The organism is Pseudoalteromonas sp. SG45-5 (assembly GCF_014164085.1).
In the GTDB taxonomy this organism is placed as follows: domain Bacteria; phylum Pseudomonadota; class Gammaproteobacteria; order Enterobacterales; family Alteromonadaceae; genus Pseudoalteromonas; species Pseudoalteromonas aliena.
Genome location: NZ_JACJEM010000027.1, coordinates 38821 through 57439, shown reverse-complemented (window position 1 = coordinate 57439; position 18619 = coordinate 38821). Strand labels below are relative to the sequence as shown.

Genomic DNA, 18619 nt, shown 5'->3' with positions numbered 1-18619 from the left:
GATTTAATCGCGGCGCGAGGTTTGTAATCGAGTGGGCTCGGTAACTGCTCCTGCGTTACTCTAATGGCTTACATCCCTGTAAGAATAAGTAAAAACCGAGCAACAAAGAGTTAATCGTCCCTAGATCGAGCTCAAAGGGCAGCGCATGTTTGGCATTTATGCTGCGTTATCGCCTATTTATGGGGAATAACTACAACACATAGACTCTGCCTTGCCTAAATGCCAAACACACTGCTACAAAATCAATCACGAAAGGTCAACACGCCTTAGGGGCGTTTTCCACAATTGCGACAAAATAAGTGGCTATTACGTTCGTTAAGTTGAGCTTTTATTGCTTTATTTGCTTCTAGTTTACTAAGCCCTAGCTTATGGCGAAGCTCTTCTAGGTGGTTACGTTGTTCGTCGTTAAGAGAGCCATCGTTGATTGTATTACCGTGGACTTGCTCATTTACCGCGTCTTCAAAAAACTGACGGCGTTTACGTAATTGCTCTGAAAAACTTGAAGCTAATAAGCCTGTAGGAATCGCTACCATCCCCATGCTAAGTAAGGTAATAACGCCACCAAATAATTTGCCAAGCGGCGTTATTGGCACTACATCGCCATAACCTACAGTAGTTAGTGTTGCCATTGCCCACCACATAGCGGCAGGAATAGATCCAAACTTATCTGGTTGCACGTCGTGCTCAATTAAATAGACACCGCAGGAAGCTAAAATGAGTACCACAGCCATAATAAAAAAGGCTGCAAAGAGAGCGCTACCTTCATTTACAAAAGCTTGCAAAAGTAGCTGCATAGCACGTGAATAGCGAGTTAGCTTAAATACCCTCAAGAGCCGAAGTACACGTAAAAAACGTAAATCGAGCGGGAACAAGAACATTAATAAACTAGGTAAAATAGCGATTAAATCTATAATAGCCAATGGAGATAAAAGGTACTTTAACCGACGCTTGGTATTAGAGCCTTCAATCGCGGCATACTTGGTTTTATCCACACAAGCCCAGAGCCTTACACAATATTCAATTGCAAAAATAGCCACTGAGATTATTTCTAACATTAAAAACGCATCGTAATACTGCTGTGCAACGCTTGCTATAGACTCAATTACAATTGCCACTACATTAATCATAATTAAACTAATGAGTGCTACATCGAGCATATGACCGGCACGTTGGTAATCTCCGGTGCCTTCAAATAAGCCAGCTATTCTTTGTCTTAGTGTTAGTGTTTTTTTCATTATTTAAGTTTAAGTACCATATTAATACTGCCTTCTTCAAAATCGCGGCTAATTTTAAAACCTAGCTTACGCGCAAGTTCAATCATCCCAGTGTTTTCTGGCAAGGTAATACCTTCAATTGATTCTACTCCTTGGCGTTTACAATGATTAATTGCAGCTGTCATCAGTATTCGCCCAAGGCCTAACCCTTGACAGTCTGAACGTACAACAATAGCAAATTCAGCATGTAAGTTATCGGGATCCATAATAACTCTTGATACACCTAGCGTGCGTGTTTTACCTTCAAATCGTTGACACACAATAAAAGCCATCTCACGATCGTAGTCAATCTGCGTCATTTTGGCGAGTTGATCATGATTAAACTGTGGTAGTTCACCAAAAAAACGCTTGTATCGATCTTCTTTATTAAGTGATTGATCAAATGCCTGATGTGCTTGCTCATCTTCAGGTTTTATAGGTCTAAGAGTTGCCCGTGTGTTGTTTTTAAGTGTGACAACCTCAACAAGCTCAATGGGGTAGGGGCGAATAGATAAGCGCTTACGATGACTTTGAGCTTTATAGCGGTCAAGTGTCATAGTCGCATCAAGCACTAAAAATTGCCCATTACTGGCAAGTATAGGGTTAAGCTCCATTGAGCTTATATCCGGCTGATCAATAACTAATTGCGAAATACGAGTTAGTAGCGCACATAAACGGTATTTATCGACTTTTTCGGGGAGTATTCGCTCTTTTAATACGCCTTTGTCGTGCGCTGCGGCAATTAAATATTTTGCCAAGTTCATATTTAATGGAGGCAAAGCAACGGCTGCTTGCGCGTACTCAAGCCCCGTTCCTGCTTCACCTAATAAAATAACAGGGCCAAAATTGGGCTCTGTTTTAATTGCAATTCGAAGTTCATTCGCGCCGGCTCGTGGCGCCATTTTTTGTAGTGAAAACCCTTCAATAATTGCATCAGGGTAAGTGTTTTTAATACGAATAAGCATCGCAAAAGCCGTCTGCTCAACTTCGTTTGCATCGTTTAGGTTGAGCACCACGCCACCGACTTCGGATTTAGAAGCAATACTTGGGCTAATAAGCTTTAATGCTACTGGAAAACCAAGCTCTATGGCTTGTTCTTTAGCTTCTGTTGGTGTGTAAGCAACTTCAGTTTGAATACATTCAATACCATAATGACTTAAAATTTGACTCGCTTGGTGAGTAGATAAGTAACTTTGTTCATCATCTAACTGCTCATTAATTATTGCTGTTGCAGCCACTTTATTTATTTTGGCATCATCGGTGTTCGACTCAGGTGTTTGCGTTAAATGTTTTTGGTTACGGCGATAAGTGACCAAATGCATAAATGCGCCTACAGCCCCTTCTGGCGTACGATATGTAGGTATTGCATTGTTAGAACACACTTTTCTTGCAGCATAGGATGCGTCTTCACCCATAAAGTTAGTAATAACGTAAGGACGTGCCATTTTAGGGAGTGTTTGTAAGGTTTCAACAATAATATTGGCGTAGTCTTCGCTTGGTGCTAAAGCCGAAGGGGTATGAATTATCAGTAAGTTTTTAACTTCTTTTGCATGCAGTAAAATTTCTAATGCTTGCTTATAACGAGCGGGGGCTGAATCGCCAAAAATATCGACAGGGTTTGACGTAGTATCTGATTGCGGGATCACTTTATTAAGCGCCCGCCGTGTTTCATTGCTTAGTTCGGCTAACTTTCCTGAGCTTTGAATAAGCTCATCAACAGCCATTACACCTGGTCCGCCACCATTTGTTAAAATAGTAAGTTGTTCTACTTTTAATAACTTAGGATGCATAGCTAAGGTTTGTGTTGCCGCAAATAGCTCACGCAGATCGTTTACGCGTAGCATACCAGCACGCTGAAATAACGCATCGTAAACAGCATCAGAGCTTTGTTTTCCACCGGTGTGAATTTCTGCAGCGAGCGCGCCAGCGCTTGTTTTTCCTGTTTTAATTGCAATAACGGGTTTACTAAAAGCGGCGGCTCTCGCTGCTGATATAAAGCTTCGGGTATCTTCAATATTATCTATGTAGAGTAAAATAGCGTTTGTTTTAGCATCACGTCCTAAAAAATCAAGTAGCTCACTAAAATTGATATCAAGACAGTCGCCTACGGATACAAAATATGAAAAGCCAATTTCTTTATTTTTTGCCCAATCTAAAATAGTTGAACAGACTGCTGCTGATTGCGATACAAATGCAATTTTACCTGGGTTTGCTATGGTGTGTGAAAAACTTGCATTTAAGCCAATATGGGGGATCAACAAACCTAAACAATTGGGCCCAAGTAAAGTAACGTGATGAAGTTGGGCACATGCTTTTAGCGCACTATTTTGTTCACTTGAGAGGCCATCGGCAATAATAATGGCACTTTTACAGCCTAGCTCTGCGAGTTCCTTAATAATGTTTATCAAGGTATTTTTGTTTGTACAAATAACCGCAAGATCAGGTACCTTTGGTAAGTCAGCAATCGAAGAATAAGCAAGTACCCCATGTACCGCAGTATGGTTTGGAGTAACAGGCATGATAGGTCCTTTAAAGCCGCCTTGAAGCAAATTACGCATAACCACGAAACCTGCACGGGTAGAGATATTAGAGGCACCAATAACGGCCACTGAGCTTGGGTTAAAAAACTGACTAATTCGCTTAAGGCTCATGGTTTTTCCCTGGCAGATTAAATTTTGCGTTATTAATAGTCTCAATGTACCCTGTTTATCGTGTTATTTCGAGCGCGCGATTGCTTATTATTGACGTTGATCAAGGAGGTTAATGTGAAAAAAGCATCCGGTTTTTATATTGTTATAACAGCTATTTGTTTAAGTATTGGTTTAATTCGTTTTTGCTTTATTTAAAAACCCCGCGTCACGATTTAATCGCCCCTAGATTGAACAAATTTCAATCCACAAAAATCAACACGCCCAAGGAAATAATATGTCAGAGTCTAAATATGGTCAGTTTGTTTTGGCCCCACGTTCGTATTTTTTTACCGCAATAGCGAGTGTGGTGTTTGCGTTTATAGGTTTTAGTTATAACGCATGGCGTATGGAAGTAAGTGAGGATAATAACAATACACGTATTGCGAGTTTTCAAATATTACAAGAACTAGCTGAGCTTGAACTTATAGTATTTGCAGCGCATTACGATAGTAACGAAGTTGAAGGTAGTCCAAGAAAAGGGTGGGTGAAAGTTAATCTGATTCATGACTTGAGCTATTTAGCCGTCGACAAAGTACGATTAAAAGCTCAAAAATTGCAAAAAAACTGGCAAACTAATTGGCCTAATATGGTTGAGCATGAAAGTGCTGCGCAATCTATAACACATGCTATTGATAATGTACGTATAGAAGTTGTTAGTGAGTTAAAGCGCCTTGATTAAGTGTACAACTTGGGCTGTTGAACGCTGTAAGTAAGCGGCACTTAGTAAAATAGTTGTTTCGCTTAGGTTTACTTCTTTTAATGCGTTAGCAAGCTGTTGCTTTGCATTTGGGTTTTGTTTTTGCTCTATTTCCATAAGCGCGAGTAATGCTGAAAACTCATGCTTTACTGGTGTATTTTGTTTGTGTGCGTAAGCGATATAACAAGCGACAGGGGTGAGTCCTTGTTTATTCGTCTGTGCTAGAGCTTTAAGTAAGTCGTCGTTAGATTCAAATAACATTAAAGATCGCACATAATTAAAAGGTAATTTTTTTGAATCGGCATGTTTAAATACATTATGTAGTACGTTATTCCCCTGAATGTCTTGCGCTAAAAAACCTTTGTTTATTCTCAGTGCAGGCGTAAAAAAACTCAATGCATCAACAGTTATTAATTGGTTAACAAAAGGTGCTGGCGGCATGTTGTTTGTTAAAATACGGATAGCGATATTTTGCATAAAATCATATTTTATACTCAAGCGCTGAGCACTTTCATATAAGTGATTTAGCTGCAGAGTTTGTTGAGCCGGCGTCAACTGTTTAAAGTCGTTATCGAGCTCATTTAACTGCTGCTTTGAAATGCGTGCGTTAAGTAATTGTATGCTTAAATCCATTATATTCTCCATCGCTAAGGGCTTATTCACTCTAGCTTAAACTCCTGCTATATAAAACAAAAAAAAGGTCGCAAATGCGACCTTTCATATTTAAACAAGTGCTTTAAATCGGTATTAAGCTTGTTTACTTGCTATCCATTCGTTAACAAAGTTTTCTAGTACATTTAATGGTACTGGGCCATTTTTAAGGACAACGTCGTGGAATTGACGAATATCGAACTTATCACCAAGCTGCTTTTTAGCATCTTCACGCAGTTCTAAAATCTTAAGCATGCCTACTTTATAAGCCGTTGCTTGTGAAGGCATTACAATGTGACGCTCAACCATTTTAACACCATCAGATGTAGCATTAGGTGTATTATTTACGTAGTAATCAATACCTTCTTGACGAGTCCACTTCATTGCGTGGATACCCGTATCAACGACTAAACGACAAGCACGCCATAATTCCATAGAAAGGCGGCCAAAGTCTGAGTATGGGTCTGAGTACATACCCATTTCTTTTGGCACTAATTCTGAGTATAAACCCCAACCTTCAATGTAGGCTGTGTAGCCACCAAATTTACGGAACTTAGGCACGCCTTCTAACTCTTGCGAGATAGCTATTTGCATGTGATGACCCGGAATACCTTCATGGTAAGCTAATGCTTCCATTTGATAGGTTGGCATTGCTTCCATATCATAAAGGTTGGCGTAGTAAACTCCTGGGCGTGAACCATCTGGCGCAGGCTGTTGATAAAATGCTTTACCGGCTGCTTTTTCTCGAAACGCTTCAACAGCTTTAACTTTCAGGTCCGCTTTTGGCTTAACAATGAATAGCTCATCAAGGCGAGACTTCATTGTGTCAATAAGGCCCGTTGCTTCGTCAAGATAACGCTGCTTACCTTGTGCAGTGTTTGGGTAGTAAAATTGCTTGTCAGTTTTCATAAACTGCATAAACGCTTTTAAATCACCTTTAAAGCCTACTTTATTTTTAATTTCACGCATTTCATCATGAATACGTGTTACTTCAGATAGACCAATAGCATGAATATCTTTAGCCGTTAAGTCTGTCGTTGTTGTGCGCTTAAGTGCATTGTTATAAAACGCTTCACCTTCAGGTAACTTCCATGCGCCATCACGGTCGTCAGCACGCTTTTCTAGCTGCGCTAGGTAATTAATAAGCTTAGAGTAAGATGGTTTAACTGCCGATTCTAATGCGTCTGATGCATCGTTAATTAACGAATCTTTTTCGGCTTGACTGATTTCAAGTGCAGTTACTTTGCGTTTAAAATCGGCAAGCAGGGTAGAGTCATCGCCTTTTTCAAACGGTGCGCCTTTAATGATATTTTTGCTTGAATCAATGACGTGTGGAAACACAAATTTAGGCGCAATAATATTTTTTTGTGCACGTACATCTAGATCAGTAATAAGTTGATCAATAACAGCGGTTACACCATTTAAGCGCGAAATGTAGTCTTTTGCTTCTTTTACATTACTAACTTGGTGTTGATTGATCAAAAATGCAGGGATCATCGAGTGAGTGCCATACATTTGGTTTACTGGGTAATTATGGTAGCGCCATTTAAAGTCAGCAATAGAACTTTCAAGATCTTGTTTTTTTAAGTCGTAGCTTACCTTTGTCGCATCATCTAATAAATCACGATTGATTGCTGTTAGTGCCACTAGGTCGGCTTTTGTTTGTGCAAAATCTTTAAGCTTTCTTTCTTCGCTGCCATCATCCCATTTATCGTAATCTTGCTTAATGCCCATATAAGTTTGGTACACAGGGCTGCTCATTACATCACGGTTAAATGTATCTTCAAAAAACGTATTTGCTTTGTCTATTTCACTTTGTTGTGATTGCACCGCTTGAGTTTGTACGACAGGAGTTGCAGTTGATTGCTGCGGTGCTTGTTGGCAACCAGCAAGAAGTGCAGTGCTTATAGCCGCTGCAATAAAAGTAAGTTTACGCATTGTCTTCCCTTTTGTTATTGGAAACCCATTAGGGTGTTTTTATATTGTTTCATTTGATTACTAAGTACTACACAAATAATTCTAAAAGGTCGTTTAAAAAGCGATGACCTTTTAATGTTACTTGCCAATGGCTATCTGTTTTAACCAGCAAGCCTTTGTTAATGGCTTGGTTTAATGCATCTTGCTGGCTTAGTAATGGCAGTGTAGTTAATTTATTAAAATCGTTAATAGGGCAAGGTTCAACAAGGCGAAAGCGATTCATAAAAAACTCAAATGCTAAATCATCTTGCTCTACGTGCCAGCTTTTATACATATAGGGTTTAATTAAATCCATATAGCCGCGCGGATGTTTAACTTTTTCAGTGCGCGTAATAAGCCCTGTATTTTCATCAGTAACCTTACCATGTGCGCCGCAGCCAATACCAAGATAATCGCCAAAACGCCAATAATTCAAGTTATGTTGGCATTGATAGCCAGCTTTTGCATAGCCCGATATTTCGTATTGTATGTAACCCGCTTGCGCGAGTAGCTCGACCCCTTGCTCTTGAATGTCCCACAGTGTTTCATCTCGAGGAAGGGTAGGGGGTTTTGACGCAAACTGCGTATTGGGTTCAATAGTTAACTGATACCACGATATATGAGGAGGATCGAGCGCAATTATTTGCTTTAAATCGCTCAGTGCATCGTCAAGAGTTTGCCCCGGTAAGCCATGCATTAAATCTAAGTTAAAGCTATTTAAACCGGCTTCTTTGGCTTGCTGCGCAGCGTAGTTTGCCTCGTCGCTGCCATGAATTCGACCAAGTGCTTTTAGCTTGTCGTTTTGCATGCTTTGCACGCCAATTGAAATTCGATTAATGCCCGCTTTTACGTAATCTTTAAAGCGACCTGTTTCTACTGTGCCAGGGTTCGCTTCAAGGGTGATTTCGCAGTGCTCTTCAAGCCCAATTAAGCTATCAACTTCATTAAGTAAGCGGGTGTAAGCTGCACCTGTTAATAGGCTTGGAGTGCCGCCACCAATAAAAATACTATGAATTTTACGCCCTTGCACTAAGTGCAAATCCGCTTTTAAATCATCAATTAAATGCTGAACATATTCAGCTTCAGGTATTTCGCCTTTCTGTCCGTGGCTATTAAAATCGCAGTACGGACATTTTTGCACGCACCAAGGTACGTGCACATATAAGCTCAGAGGTGGAAGATTCACAGGCCGCCTTTTTGCTTTAATTCTAGCAGTAATTTTTGCAATGCTTGACCGCGGTGACTTACTGCATTTTTTTGCTCTTTTGTAAGCTCAGCACTTGTACAATTAAGTGTAGGCACAAAAAACACCGGATCGTAACCAAAACCACCGTTGCCATTTTGAGTTAATGTGATCTCGCCTTCCCAGCTAGCACTGCAAACCAGTGGTGTTGGATCGCTTGCGTGGCGCATTAGTACTAGTACGCACCAAAATCGTGCGCTACGAACAGGGTTATCACCTAAATCAATCAGTAGCTTATCAATGTTATCTTGATCGCTAGCTTGCGCGCCTGCAAAGCGTGCTGAATAAACACCAGGCGCACCATTTAAACCATCAACTTCTAAACCTGAATCGTCGGCAATGGCCGGCATACCAGTAATTTTAGCAGCATGACGCGCTTTAATAATGGCATTTTCAATAAAGGTAGTGCCCGTTTCGGCCACGTCGCTCACGTTAAAATCACTTTGTGGAACCACATTAATTTCAAGTGGACGCAGCATGTTTGCTAGTTCGTTAACTTTGCCAAGGTTGCCAGTGGCGAGTACTAAAGTTTTGCTCATAATGTATTTAATCTACGTAAAATTTTTGTTGAAACTGTAATTTTTGAAATTGACTACTTTGTTGAATTTCAATTTCAAATCGTAAAATTTCTTCGTTAGTGTAATCAACTTGGGCAAGGTAATAAATTGAGTCACCTTCTTTTACTTCTTTAAAAGTAAGCGTTTGTTTGTTGCCAAGTAGGTTTCTAGCGGTACCAGTAAGCTTTGCCGTTTGGGCTGTGTTGTCGGCATCATTTTTTAAAATAGAAATATTTACAATACCTTTATAACCACTACGTTCAAGGCCATATGCTTTTGCTATTTTTGGTTGAATAAACGTAGATGGGAAGGCAATGTAATGCACTTGCCAAGGGCCAAGTTCTTTATATTGTGCACCTTGCATTTGTTCGCTGTGCGCATTAAACGCAAGCGCTAAAAAGGCAATAAAACAAAATTTAATTAAGCGATTCATTGTGTATTCCTTAAAACATATAAAAAAGAGGCCTTTGGCCTCTTTTGTTAAAATTTATATTAGGCTAAAAAGTCCATAAGCAGCATTTGCAAAAATTGAATACCAATAATAAGCACTAAAACAGATAGATCTAGTCCGCCCATTGACGGTAAAATTTTACGAATTGGTTTTAGCATTGGTTCAGTAAGTTGATGAAAAACCGCTTCAATAGGGTTATAGCCTTGGCTAACCCAACTTAAAATAGCGCGAATAATAAGAACCCAAAATATTAAGTTAAGGCCTTCTTTTAGCACCGTTATAAATGCTTGAATGAGTACAGGTTGTATTGCCCATGCGCCATACATAACAAGCATTAAAGTGCTTATTTTGGCTATTGCGACAATAAATGCCAGCAATAGTGAGGCTAAATCAAGCCCACCAAATCCTGGAATGATTTTGCGCAGAGGCTTTACTGCAAACGAAGTGGCTTTAACCACAAACTGGCTCATTGGATTATAAAAGTCGGCTTTTGCCCACTGCAGCCAAAAGCGCAGTAATACCACCATTAAAAACAAATCAAACAGGGTACTGATTAAAAATTGCATGGCATTCATAGTGTAACCTTCAATAAAAAGTAATTTTAAAGTTCTTTTTCCATTTGCATCGCACGTGCGATACATGCATCTATTGCATCGCCAACCGTTTTTGTTAAGCCTTGCTCTTTTAAATGCTCAACCGCTGCGTGAGTAGTACCGCCCTTAGATGTTACGTTTGAGCGTAACTGCGAAATACTAATATCAGGCTGGCTAAGTGCCATTTCCGCTGCACCTAATGCTGTTTGCTGGACTAAACGACGAGCGTCTTCATTGTTAAACCCTAGCGCTTTGGCTTTTTCTTCTATGGCTTCCATAAACAAGAAAAAATAAGCAGGCGATGAACCTGTAACCGCAATAATATCGTTTATTTGTGATTCGTGTTCAACCCATACAACAATGCCCGTACATTCAAACACCTGTTGTACAAACTCGTGTTCGCTTTGCGTTTCATCTGCGCCATATAAGCCAGATACGCCACGGCCTAATAAAGACGGCGTGTTTGGCATACAGCGTATCATTTTAACGTCTTGACCTAGCATTTCGCGTAAACGTTTTACGGTTAAACCCGCAGCAACAGAAATAAATAGTTTGTTACTAAAGTCTACACCCGATTCTTGAAACGATTGACATAGATCGCCCATCATTTGTGGTTTAACAGACAAAACAATTACATCAGCATCGCGCAGGGCTTCGTTATTGTCACTGGTGGTTTGCACCTTGAAGTCGGCTGCTACCTTAGCAAGCTTATCTTGGTTGCGGTTAGTCGCAATGATGTTATTTGCGTTAAAACCGTTTTTTACCATGCCACCAATAATGGCGTAGCTCATATTACCCGTGCCTATAAATGCGATTTTTTTATCTGACATAAATCTGTTATCACCTTTTAAGTTCGTGTTCCAAAAATGTCTGTGCCGATCCTTACCATCGTTGAACCTGCACTTATTGCTGCTTCAACGTCGTTGCTCATACCCATCGACAAAGTATCTATTTGAGGATATTGGGTCTTTAGTTTATCAAAGCAAGTTTGTAATTGCTCAAAATATTGAACTTGCACCTGCGTAACAGCTGTTTTTGCAGGAATTGCCATCAGTCCACGTAAGGTTAAATGTGTACATTGCTCTATAAATTGAGCTAATTCAGTGATTTCATCAGGGTGACATCCTGACTTTGCTTCTTCTGCACTGATATTTACTTGAATAAGTACATTAAGTGGCGGCATTATTCCAGGGCGCTGGCTGTCTAACCGCTTGGCTATTTTTAGTCGATCAACACTTTGCACCCAATCAAAATTGCTAGCCACTAAGGCACTTTTATTTGATTGAATAGGGCCAATGAAATGCCAAATGATGTCGCTATATGCGTGTAGTTGAGCTATTTTATCTACAGCCTCTTGAACATATGACTCACCAAATTCGCGTTGACCGTGCTCGTAAGCGGCAATAATATCTTCGCTTGGTTTAGTTTTAGACACTGCTAGCAAAGTTATTTCGTTGTTATTTCGTTGTGTGTTTTTTGCAGCCACTGCGATTCTAGCGTAGGCGGATGTGAGTCGTTCTGCTATTGTAACCATATATTTATCAGTTAGTTGTGGAGTCATAAATGGATATTACCGAATTATTGGCGTTTAGTGTGCAACACAAAGCATCCGATTTACATTTATCATCAGGTGTTTCACCTATGATACGTGTAGATGGTGATGTGCGTCGCATTAATATACCAGCATTAGAAGAAAAAGACGTAAACAGTTTGGTCTACGATATTATGAACGATAATCAGCGTAAGGACTATGAACAAAATCTGGAAGTCGATTTTTCGTTTGAAGTGCCTAATCTTGCGCGCTTTCGTGTTAATGCATTTAATTCTAATCGCGGCCCAGCAGCCGTATTTCGTACTATTCCAAGTGACGTGCTCACACTTGATGATTTAGGTGCTCCTGATATTTTCAAAACAATTTCAGACAATCCGCGCGGACTGGTTTTGGTCACAGGTCCTACGGGATCAGGTAAATCAACAACACTTGCAGCGATGGTTGATTATATAAATCAAACAAAGCATCACCATATCCTGACAATAGAGGATCCAATCGAATTTGTTCACGACAATAAGCTAAGCTTAATTAACCAGCGTGAAGTTCATCGTGATACACATAGTTTCTCCAATGCACTTAGAAGTGCGTTACGTGAAGACCCCGATGTAATATTGGTGGGTGAGCTGCGTGATTTAGAAACTATTCGGCTTGCAATGACAGCCGCCGAAACGGGTCATCTTGTATTTGGTACACTTCACACAACATCGGCTCCAAAAACGATTGACCGTATTATTGATGTCTTCCCAGGTGAAGAAAAATCGATGATCCGCTCAATGCTTTCTGAGTCTTTACGTGCTGTGATCTCGCAAACATTAATTAAAAAAATTGGTGGAGGGCGTGTTGCCGCCCACGAAATTATGATTGCTGTTCCAGCGATTCGTAATTTGATCCGTGAAGATAAAATTGCGCAAATGTACTCATCTATTCAAACGGGTGCTTCAATGGGCATGCAGACAATGGATCAGTGTTTAACCAGTTTGGTTAATCACGGGGTTATTACTAACACTGCAGCACAAGCTAAAGCACAAGACAAAACACAGTTTGGCGGTTAAGGAATTATTATGGCTTTATCTTTACATCACTTTTTATTAATAATGATTGAGAAAAAAGGTTCTGATTTATTTATATCGAGCCAGTTACCCATTAGTGCAAAAATTAATGGCGAGCTTATTGCTTTAGCAGATGAGAAGCTAACCGATGCGCAGTCTCTTGAATTAGTTGAGTCTGCAATGAGCGAAAAGCAAAAAGCAGAATTTCATAACACTAAAGAATGCAATTTTGCGATTGCGACGGATGAAGGGCGTTTTCGTATATCCGCTTTTTGGCAGCGCGATAGAGCAGGAATGGTTATTCGCCGAATAATCACGCAGATACCGGATATACAAGAGTTAGGATTACCTTCGACGCTGACTGATGTAATTATGTCTAAGCGAGGTCTTGTGCTGTTTGTAGGGGGCACTGGTACGGGTAAGTCGACCTCGTTAGCTGCATTAATTGGTTATAGAAACCGCAACCAGCGCGGGCATATTTTAACAATTGAAGATCCAATTGAATTTGTTCATGAGCATCGCAAAAGTATTATTACTCAGCGCGAAGTAGGGCTTGATACCGAAAGCTTTGAAGCAGCCCTCAAAAGCTCTTTGCGCCAAGCGCCAGATGTAATTTTGATTGGTGAAATACGCTCACAAGAAACTATGGAATATGCGCTAAGTTTTGCTGAAACAGGCCACTTATGTGTTGCTACACTACATGCAAATAATGCCAACCAAGCGATTGACCGTATTATGCATTTAGTGCCTAAAGAAAAGCACGATAAGCTAAAGTATGATTTAGCACTTAACTTGCGTGCTATCGTTGCTCAGCAATTAGTGCCAACGTCAGATGGTGAAAGCCGAGTTGCTGCAATCGAGATTTTACTTAATTCGCCAATGATAGCAGAGCTAATTAAAACGGGCGATATTGGTGGTATTAAAACCGCAATGGCTAAATCGAAAGAGATGGGAATGCAAACTTTTGACCAAGCACTCTTTGAGCTTTACAGCCAGCAACGAATTAATTACGCCGATGCACTACACCACGCAGACTCACCAAATGATTTGCGCTTAATGATTAAACTGCGTAATAACGAGCAGCAAGGAGCTGGTTTTTTACAAGGTGTGACAATTGATGGTATGGATGGAAAAGACAGTAACTATTAAAAATTACACTTAACCATAAAAAAAGCTCCAATTTGGCGCTTTTTTTATTTATACCAAACTGCATAAATCTTTGATCAATTTAACGGATTAAATTGCACTATAACGTCGTTAAAAATTTTTTATTTAGAACAACTAGATACAAAAATTTTTGTCTAGTTGTAGCGTAATTTTCTTAACGTTAAATAGACCCCATATATAAGCAGATTGGTATTATACATTTTTGTTATTCACCATAACTAGATTCAAAAAAACTTTCTAAAATAATCACGGCAGACATATTATCAACATTGCCTTTACCTAGCTTTTTATAACCACCTTGTTCAAATAAGCGGGCTTTAGCATCAGCGGTTGTTAAACGCTCATCTTGAGTTTGCACCGCAATGCCATAATGGTTGTGTAATCGGTTGGCAAACTTTTTAGCTTTAAAGGTAACTTCTTGTGACGTTCCATCCATATTTAGTGGCAAGCCAACAACCATTAAATCGGGTTGCCATTCATTTACTTGTACTGCAATATCATCCCAATTAGGAATGCCATCTTGTGCTTTTACAGCTTTAAGGCTCGACGCACTGCCAGTGAGTTCTTGGCCTATGGCAATACCAATACTTTTGGTGCCAAAATCAAAACCCATTACCGTTCGCTCGCCTTGCGGCTTAAATATTCGTTTTGTCATTTGTATCTTATTTAGTTATGCATGGCCTGCTTCGGGGCTGAGTTGACTTACGTCAAAGCCCAGCATTGAAACCGCTTTTTCCCATCTTTTTTCAACGGGTGTGTCAAAAATAATCTTAGGATCAGCCTCTATAATCAGCCAACTATTATCAAGCAGCTCTTGCTCTAACTGGCCTTGTTCCCAACCCGAGTAGCCTAAGGTTATAATAAATTGATCAGGTGCTTGCGCAGTTGTTAAGCTCGCGAGTACATCTTTTGAGGTCGTGATCATTATTTCATTACTGAGCTTTTGGCTTGAGGTATAGCCTAATTTTGGAGAGTGTAATACAAAGCCTCTGTCCGTTTTAACTGGGCCTCCGGCAAATACAGCAACTTGAGCTGCTTGTTGTGATTTATCGTTATCAATTTCTACTTTATCGAGCAATTCACCAACGGTTACATTAATTGGTTGGTTAATTACCAAGCCCATAGCCCCATCTTCATTGTGCTCACAAATATAGGTAACAGCACGTTTAAAAAAAGGGTCTTGCATCGACGGCATCGCGATTAAAAAATGATTTTCTAATGACTGCATAGATTTCACCCTTTAGTTATACCAACCTGCATAAATTTTTGCCTAGTTCTAGCGTCATTTTCTTAACGTTAAATAGGCCCCATATATAAGCAGACTAGTATTATTTGATAATGAATTTTTAGTATGGCATAAATCTTTGAATTGACATAAAAACCCCATCAATTGTATGAAATACTTAAATTAATGGGGGTTTAAATAGCGCTAGTTATTTATCTAATTTACGCTCTATGGCATCAAATAAAATACCTGTGATAGAAATATCATAAGCGGCTTCAATTTCACGTACGCATGTTGGTGCTGTTACGTTAATTTCTGTTAGCTTGTCGCCAATGATGTCTAAGCCTACAAATATTAGGCCTTTTTCTTTGAGTGTAGGTGCTACAGCTTGCGCTATTTTTAAATCTGATTCGCTAAGTGGACGTGCTTCACCGCGACCACCAACGGCCAAATTGCCGCGAGTTTCCCCATTTTGTGGAATACGTGCTAGGCAATATGGAATTACTTCGCCATCAACTACCAATACGCGCTTATCGCCTTGTTTGATCTCTGGGATATAATTTTGTGCCATTGCAAACCGACTGCCGTGCTCTGTAAGTGTTTCGCAAATTACGCCAATGTTCGCGTCGCTTTCTGTTACACGAAAAATAGAAGCGCCACCCATACCATCCAGTGGTTTTAAAATAATATCTTTATGCTCGGCTAAAAATTCACGGATTTGCTTTTGGCTTCGTGTTACTAACGTATCAGGTGTATGTTCACTAAACCATGCTGTAAATAGCTTTTCGTTCGCATCGCGTAGGCTTTGTGGCTTGTTAATTATAAGCGTACCTTCTTGCTCGGCGCGCTCTAGAATATACGTTGCGTAAATGTATTCGGTGTCAAAAGGAGGATCTTTACGCATTAGAATGACGTCTAAGTCGGCAAGTGCAATGGTGGCTTTTTCTTCAAGTTCGTACCACTTTTCAGCGTTATTAAATACTTGCGCTTTAGCGGCGGTTGCATACGATTTTCCTTTACGAAGTGATAAATCATCCATCTCCATGTAGTAGATTTCGTAGCCGCGCTCTTGCGCCTGCATCATCATTGCAAAACCGGTGTCTTTTTTGATGTTAAATCCACTAATAGGATCAGAAATAATACCTAACTTAATTGCCATGCGCTGTGCCTTACTATAAATGTTACTGTTTATATGAGGGTGCTTTTAGTTATTTCAATTAGCTAAATCGCCAAATTGAAGTTGTAATGCACTTAAGACCGTTAAAGCGGCTGTTTCTGTTCGTAAAACGCGTGGGCCTAAACGAATATCTACAAATTCTAGTTGTTTAGTTAGTGCCATTTCATCATCGGTAAAGCCGCCTTCGGGGCCCACTAAGAAGCGCACGCCATCTTTAGGCACCGTAATAGTTTTAATACTGTGCTCTGCACGAGGGTGGAGAGTTAGCTTTATTGCATTGGTATCTTGTGCAAGCCATTGCTTTAAATCTACCGGAGGGTGGATGATTGGCACAAAATTACGCCCTGATTGCTCTGCCGCTGCAATCGCGATTTTTTGCCATTGTTGATGCTTTTTATCAAGACGGTCGCCCATTAGTTTTACGCCACAACGTTGACTAAAAATAGGCGTAATTTCGGTAATCCCTAATTCAACTGATTTTTGAATTGTAAAATCCATTTTATCACCACGCGATACGCATTGGCCTAAATGAATTTTTAACGGTGATTCAACATCGTGTAAATTGAGTTCTTGTGGCATAACCACGACATTTTTTTTAGTAACTTCAATAATTTCACTAAGGTACTCGCCGCCTTCACCATTAAAAATGGATACATGTTCGCCAACTTTCATACGAAGAACCCGGCCAATGTGGCCAGCTGCATCGTCATCCAATGTAACGGGAGTGTTTAAGGCAATACTCGAAGCCTGATAGATATGAGGTACTCGCATGTGGTGTCACTTATCGATTGGCAGATAAAAATTATATCCGCTATGTTAAGTAAGCACAGGGCTAGGTGCAATTATTTATTTTATATTTAGCGACCTAATTGAACTCAATTAGGCTTAAGGGGGTTTGTGCAATATCAGTCTGACACGATAAGTGATTTGAGTGTGCGGGGTCAGCAAGCTGACTAAAAGTAAAATCACTTTCATTTTGACTAACCAAAAAGCGATTCTTATGCAATGAATTATAAATAAAACGTTGTTTTTCATCGGCAAGTAAGTAGTCGGTACGATTAAATAAAACACCTTGGATATTATGGTGCTCATGTAAATAACTAGCGAGTTCAGAAACACTAATTTCGTTTTCGAAATCGCAGTAGCAATAGTCTTTAATAAGCTCGTCAAACATCATTTTAACTAATTGACGCATGTTACTACCTGCAATAACTAAAGTGCTTGGGGCATCAGCGAGGGCACTATTAAAATAGTGCCCAGCTAGTGCTCGACTAAAATCGTTATCCACATCAATTAGTAAAAAGTTGTTTATTTTAAATGCCATAAGGCCTCATTGCATTTAAGCAAAGGTGTAACTGATTTAATTAAATACAAAGCGTTAATAGCAATTTTATTAAAAAATCAGTGTTAAATAGAAAACATGCTAATAAGTAAATAGCCGATTGCACAGAAAACAGCAAATTCTATGCACGCAATACCGATATTATCTTGGTGATCGACCTCAAGAGCGGTATCAATATTGGGCAGTGATATTTTTTTTATTATAAATGTAAGCGTATAAAGCAATGCCCACATTACACTGCAATGCATAACAAGTGTGAATAGATTTTCAACCATCTTGCCATTTTGAAATGCAGCGCTCGACAAGCCGGCATAAGCAGCTAACGCTAAACCAATAGATTTACCAGCGTAGCGAATACCAATAGAAGTATTTTCTAAATTAAAATTACTTTGTAATGAAGCCCCTTGATTGGCTTTTGCAAATCGGTACTCACGTATTTTGCTATCAAGGGCAAACATCCCTTGCAGCACAAAAAAGCTGACAAATGCAATCAGTAAATTACTAAAGCCTTGCGTGTGAGTCCACGTATAAAGGCCTAGAGTCATAATGCAGTTGGCGATTAACATTCCTGAATCAACAAGTGCTGCACATACATTTTTCTTTAAAATAGCAGCTTCTTCATTAAAGCGACGTAAAATCCATTTGCGGTGGATCATGTGTCCTATTTTTATAAACGCAAAGAGTAAAAATATTAACACAGCCACTTTTAGTGGATTCGATTGCGCAGTACTGACACTTATTTCATCGAATAAAAAGGCGATGGTTGCTATTACAACCGATATTTCTGAGGCGAAACTAATGCCCATTGCAAAGTTATCGTATTGCGCTAACTCGTCTTTAAGCGCTTGTTTTGCTTTGATTTGAGTTATAATTCGCAAAATAAAAACAGTGATACAAATAACCACAAAACTAATAGCAATAGCAACAAAACTAGTGTTAGATAAAGACAAATATGACATGGTGATCCTGATTAAAGTTAACCTTTTTAGGTTTTAATCATTCTAGTACGGATATTG

General features: G+C 39.6%; 19 protein-coding genes. 3 read left to right on the top strand and 16 right to left on the bottom strand.

Annotated features, from left to right (window positions below; translation table 11 throughout):
• Positions 1 to 266 precede the first annotated feature (266 nt).
• Together H5119_RS10605 and H5119_RS10600 are read right to left on the bottom strand one after the other, a co-directional pair.
• Positions 267 to 1235, bottom strand: a complete 969-nt coding sequence (locus H5119_RS10605; protein ID WP_182702201.1) for an ion transporter — start codon at positions 1233 to 1235, stop codon at positions 267 to 269.
• The gene (locus H5119_RS10600; RefSeq protein WP_182702200.1) at positions 1235 to 3904 is read right to left on the bottom strand and encodes a bifunctional acetate--CoA ligase family protein/GNAT family N-acetyltransferase; all 2670 of its coding nucleotides are present in this window, start codon (positions 3902 to 3904) and stop codon (positions 1235 to 1237) included. The genes H5119_RS10605 and H5119_RS10600 overlap by 1 nt, the downstream gene beginning before the upstream one ends.
• A 274-nt stretch (positions 3905 to 4178) precedes the next feature.
• On the opposite strand from H5119_RS10600, the gene H5119_RS10595 reads away from it, so the two are divergent.
• Complete coding sequence (locus H5119_RS10595) at positions 4179 to 4622, top strand: hypothetical protein (protein ID WP_138586162.1); 444 nt, start codon at positions 4179 to 4181, stop codon at positions 4620 to 4622.
• Here H5119_RS10595 and H5119_RS10590 read toward each other — a convergent pair.
• From H5119_RS10590 to H5119_RS10555, 8 genes are all read right to left on the bottom strand, one after another.
• A complete protein-coding gene (locus H5119_RS10590) occupies positions 4605 to 5273 on the bottom strand; it encodes a hypothetical protein (RefSeq protein WP_182702199.1) in 669 nt (222 codons plus the stop codon). The two genes, H5119_RS10595 and H5119_RS10590, sit on opposite strands and share 18 nt — an antisense overlap.
• Before the next feature lie 114 nt (positions 5274 to 5387).
• A complete protein-coding gene (locus H5119_RS10585) occupies positions 5388 to 7229 on the bottom strand; it encodes a DUF885 family protein (RefSeq protein WP_182702198.1) in 1842 nt (613 codons plus the stop codon).
• A gap of 67 nt (positions 7230 to 7296) precedes the next feature.
• Positions 7297 to 8433, bottom strand: a complete 1137-nt coding sequence (hemW, locus tag H5119_RS10580) for a radical SAM family heme chaperone HemW (protein WP_182702197.1) — start codon at positions 8431 to 8433, stop codon at positions 7297 to 7299.
• Positions 8430 to 9029 carry an RdgB/HAM1 family non-canonical purine NTP pyrophosphatase gene (gene rdgB, locus H5119_RS10575; RefSeq protein ID WP_077536948.1) on the bottom strand — a complete coding sequence of 200 codons (600 nt, stop codon included), beginning with the start codon at positions 9027 to 9029 and terminating at the stop codon, positions 8430 to 8432. Before rdgB ends, hemW begins: the two co-directional genes overlap by 4 nt.
• A gap of 7 nt (positions 9030 to 9036) precedes the next feature.
• Positions 9037 to 9480, bottom strand: a complete 444-nt coding sequence (locus tag H5119_RS10570; protein WP_077536949.1) for a DUF4426 domain-containing protein — start codon at positions 9478 to 9480, stop codon at positions 9037 to 9039.
• Between the two features lie 59 nt (positions 9481 to 9539).
• Complete coding sequence (locus H5119_RS10565; protein ID WP_077538936.1) at positions 9540 to 10073, bottom strand: YggT family protein; 534 nt, start codon at positions 10071 to 10073, stop codon at positions 9540 to 9542.
• A gap of 26 nt (positions 10074 to 10099) precedes the next feature.
• A complete protein-coding gene (proC, locus tag H5119_RS10560) occupies positions 10100 to 10921 on the bottom strand; it encodes a pyrroline-5-carboxylate reductase (protein ID WP_182702196.1) in 822 nt (273 codons plus the stop codon).
• Between the two features lie 17 nt (positions 10922 to 10938).
• A complete protein-coding gene (locus tag H5119_RS10555) occupies positions 10939 to 11652 on the bottom strand; it encodes a YggS family pyridoxal phosphate-dependent enzyme (protein WP_182702195.1) in 714 nt (237 codons plus the stop codon).
• A 2-nt stretch (positions 11653 to 11654) separates the two neighbouring features.
• Between H5119_RS10555 and H5119_RS10550 the strand changes: the two genes are divergently transcribed.
• Together H5119_RS10550 and H5119_RS10545 are read left to right on the top strand one after the other, a co-directional pair.
• Complete coding sequence (locus H5119_RS10550; protein ID WP_138586153.1) at positions 11655 to 12695, top strand: type IV pilus twitching motility protein PilT; 1041 nt, start codon at positions 11655 to 11657, stop codon at positions 12693 to 12695.
• A 9-nt stretch (positions 12696 to 12704) separates the two neighbouring features.
• Positions 12705 to 13841, top strand: a complete 1137-nt coding sequence (locus H5119_RS10545) for a PilT/PilU family type 4a pilus ATPase (RefSeq protein ID WP_077536953.1) — start codon at positions 12705 to 12707, stop codon at positions 13839 to 13841.
• A 223-nt stretch (positions 13842 to 14064) separates the two neighbouring features.
• Here the strand turns inward: H5119_RS10545 and ruvX are convergent, their stop codons facing one another.
• The 6 genes from ruvX to H5119_RS10515 form a co-directional block, all read right to left on the bottom strand.
• On the bottom strand, positions 14065 to 14514 hold the full coding sequence (ruvX, locus tag H5119_RS10540) for a Holliday junction resolvase RuvX (RefSeq protein WP_077536954.1): 450 nt from the start codon (positions 14512 to 14514) through the stop codon (positions 14065 to 14067).
• Between the two features lie 15 nt (positions 14515 to 14529).
• Entirely contained in the window at positions 14530 to 15087 is a 558-nt protein-coding gene (locus H5119_RS10535; protein WP_077536955.1) for a YqgE/AlgH family protein, read from the bottom strand.
• A 205-nt stretch (positions 15088 to 15292) separates the two neighbouring features.
• Entirely contained in the window at positions 15293 to 16243 is a 951-nt protein-coding gene (gene gshB / locus H5119_RS10530) for a glutathione synthase (protein ID WP_182702194.1), read from the bottom strand.
• A 54-nt stretch (positions 16244 to 16297) separates the two neighbouring features.
• A complete protein-coding gene (gene rsmE / locus H5119_RS10525; protein ID WP_138586391.1) occupies positions 16298 to 17032 on the bottom strand; it encodes a 16S rRNA (uracil(1498)-N(3))-methyltransferase in 735 nt (244 codons plus the stop codon).
• Between the two features lie 94 nt (positions 17033 to 17126).
• Positions 17127 to 17585, bottom strand: a complete 459-nt coding sequence (locus H5119_RS10520; RefSeq protein ID WP_182702193.1) for a hypothetical protein — start codon at positions 17583 to 17585, stop codon at positions 17127 to 17129.
• An 83-nt stretch (positions 17586 to 17668) separates the two neighbouring features.
• Complete coding sequence (locus tag H5119_RS10515) at positions 17669 to 18562, bottom strand: hypothetical protein (RefSeq protein ID WP_138586389.1); 894 nt, start codon at positions 18560 to 18562, stop codon at positions 17669 to 17671.
• Positions 18563 to 18619: the final 57 nt, after the last annotated feature.

Excerpts from the sequence above, each read along its gene's own strand:
- H5119_RS10605 (WP_182702201.1), bottom strand. The coding sequence starts at position 1,235 with ATGAAAAAAACACTAACACTAAGACAAAGAATAGCTGGCTTATTTGAA.
- H5119_RS10600 (WP_182702200.1), bottom strand. The coding sequence starts at position 3,904 with ATGAGCCTTAAGCGAATTAGTCAGTTTTTTAACCCAAGCTCAGTGGCC.
- H5119_RS10595 (WP_138586162.1), top strand. The coding sequence starts at position 4,179 with ATGTCAGAGTCTAAATATGGTCAGTTTGTTTTGGCCCCACGTTCGTAT.
- H5119_RS10590 (WP_182702199.1), bottom strand. The coding sequence starts at position 5,273 with ATGGATTTAAGCATACAATTACTTAACGCACGCATTTCAAAGCAGCAG.
- H5119_RS10585 (WP_182702198.1), bottom strand. The coding sequence starts at position 7,229 with ATGCGTAAACTTACTTTTATTGCAGCGGCTATAAGCACTGCACTTCTT.
- rdgB (WP_077536948.1), bottom strand. The coding sequence starts at position 9,029 with ATGAGCAAAACTTTAGTACTCGCCACTGGCAACCTTGGCAAAGTTAAC.
- H5119_RS10570 (WP_077536949.1), bottom strand. The coding sequence starts at position 9,480 with ATGAATCGCTTAATTAAATTTTGTTTTATTGCCTTTTTAGCGCTTGCG.
- H5119_RS10565 (WP_077538936.1), bottom strand. The coding sequence starts at position 10,073 with ATGAATGCCATGCAATTTTTAATCAGTACCCTGTTTGATTTGTTTTTA.
- proC (WP_182702196.1), bottom strand. The coding sequence starts at position 10,921 with ATGTCAGATAAAAAAATCGCATTTATAGGCACGGGTAATATGAGCTAC.
- H5119_RS10555 (WP_182702195.1), bottom strand. The coding sequence starts at position 11,652 with ATGACTCCACAACTAACTGATAAATATATGGTTACAATAGCAGAACGA.
- H5119_RS10550 (WP_138586153.1), top strand. The coding sequence starts at position 11,655 with ATGGATATTACCGAATTATTGGCGTTTAGTGTGCAACACAAAGCATCC.
- H5119_RS10545 (WP_077536953.1), top strand. The coding sequence starts at position 12,705 with ATGGCTTTATCTTTACATCACTTTTTATTAATAATGATTGAGAAAAAA.
- ruvX (WP_077536954.1), bottom strand. The coding sequence starts at position 14,514 with ATGACAAAACGAATATTTAAGCCGCAAGGCGAGCGAACGGTAATGGGT.
- H5119_RS10535 (WP_077536955.1), bottom strand. The coding sequence starts at position 15,087 with ATGCAGTCATTAGAAAATCATTTTTTAATCGCGATGCCGTCGATGCAA.
- gshB (WP_182702194.1), bottom strand. The coding sequence starts at position 16,243 with ATGGCAATTAAGTTAGGTATTATTTCTGATCCTATTAGTGGATTTAAC.
- rsmE (WP_138586391.1), bottom strand. The coding sequence starts at position 17,032 with ATGCGAGTACCTCATATCTATCAGGCTTCGAGTATTGCCTTAAACACT.
- H5119_RS10520 (WP_182702193.1), bottom strand. The coding sequence starts at position 17,585 with ATGGCATTTAAAATAAACAACTTTTTACTAATTGATGTGGATAACGAT.
- H5119_RS10515 (WP_138586389.1), bottom strand. The coding sequence starts at position 18,562 with ATGTCATATTTGTCTTTATCTAACACTAGTTTTGTTGCTATTGCTATT.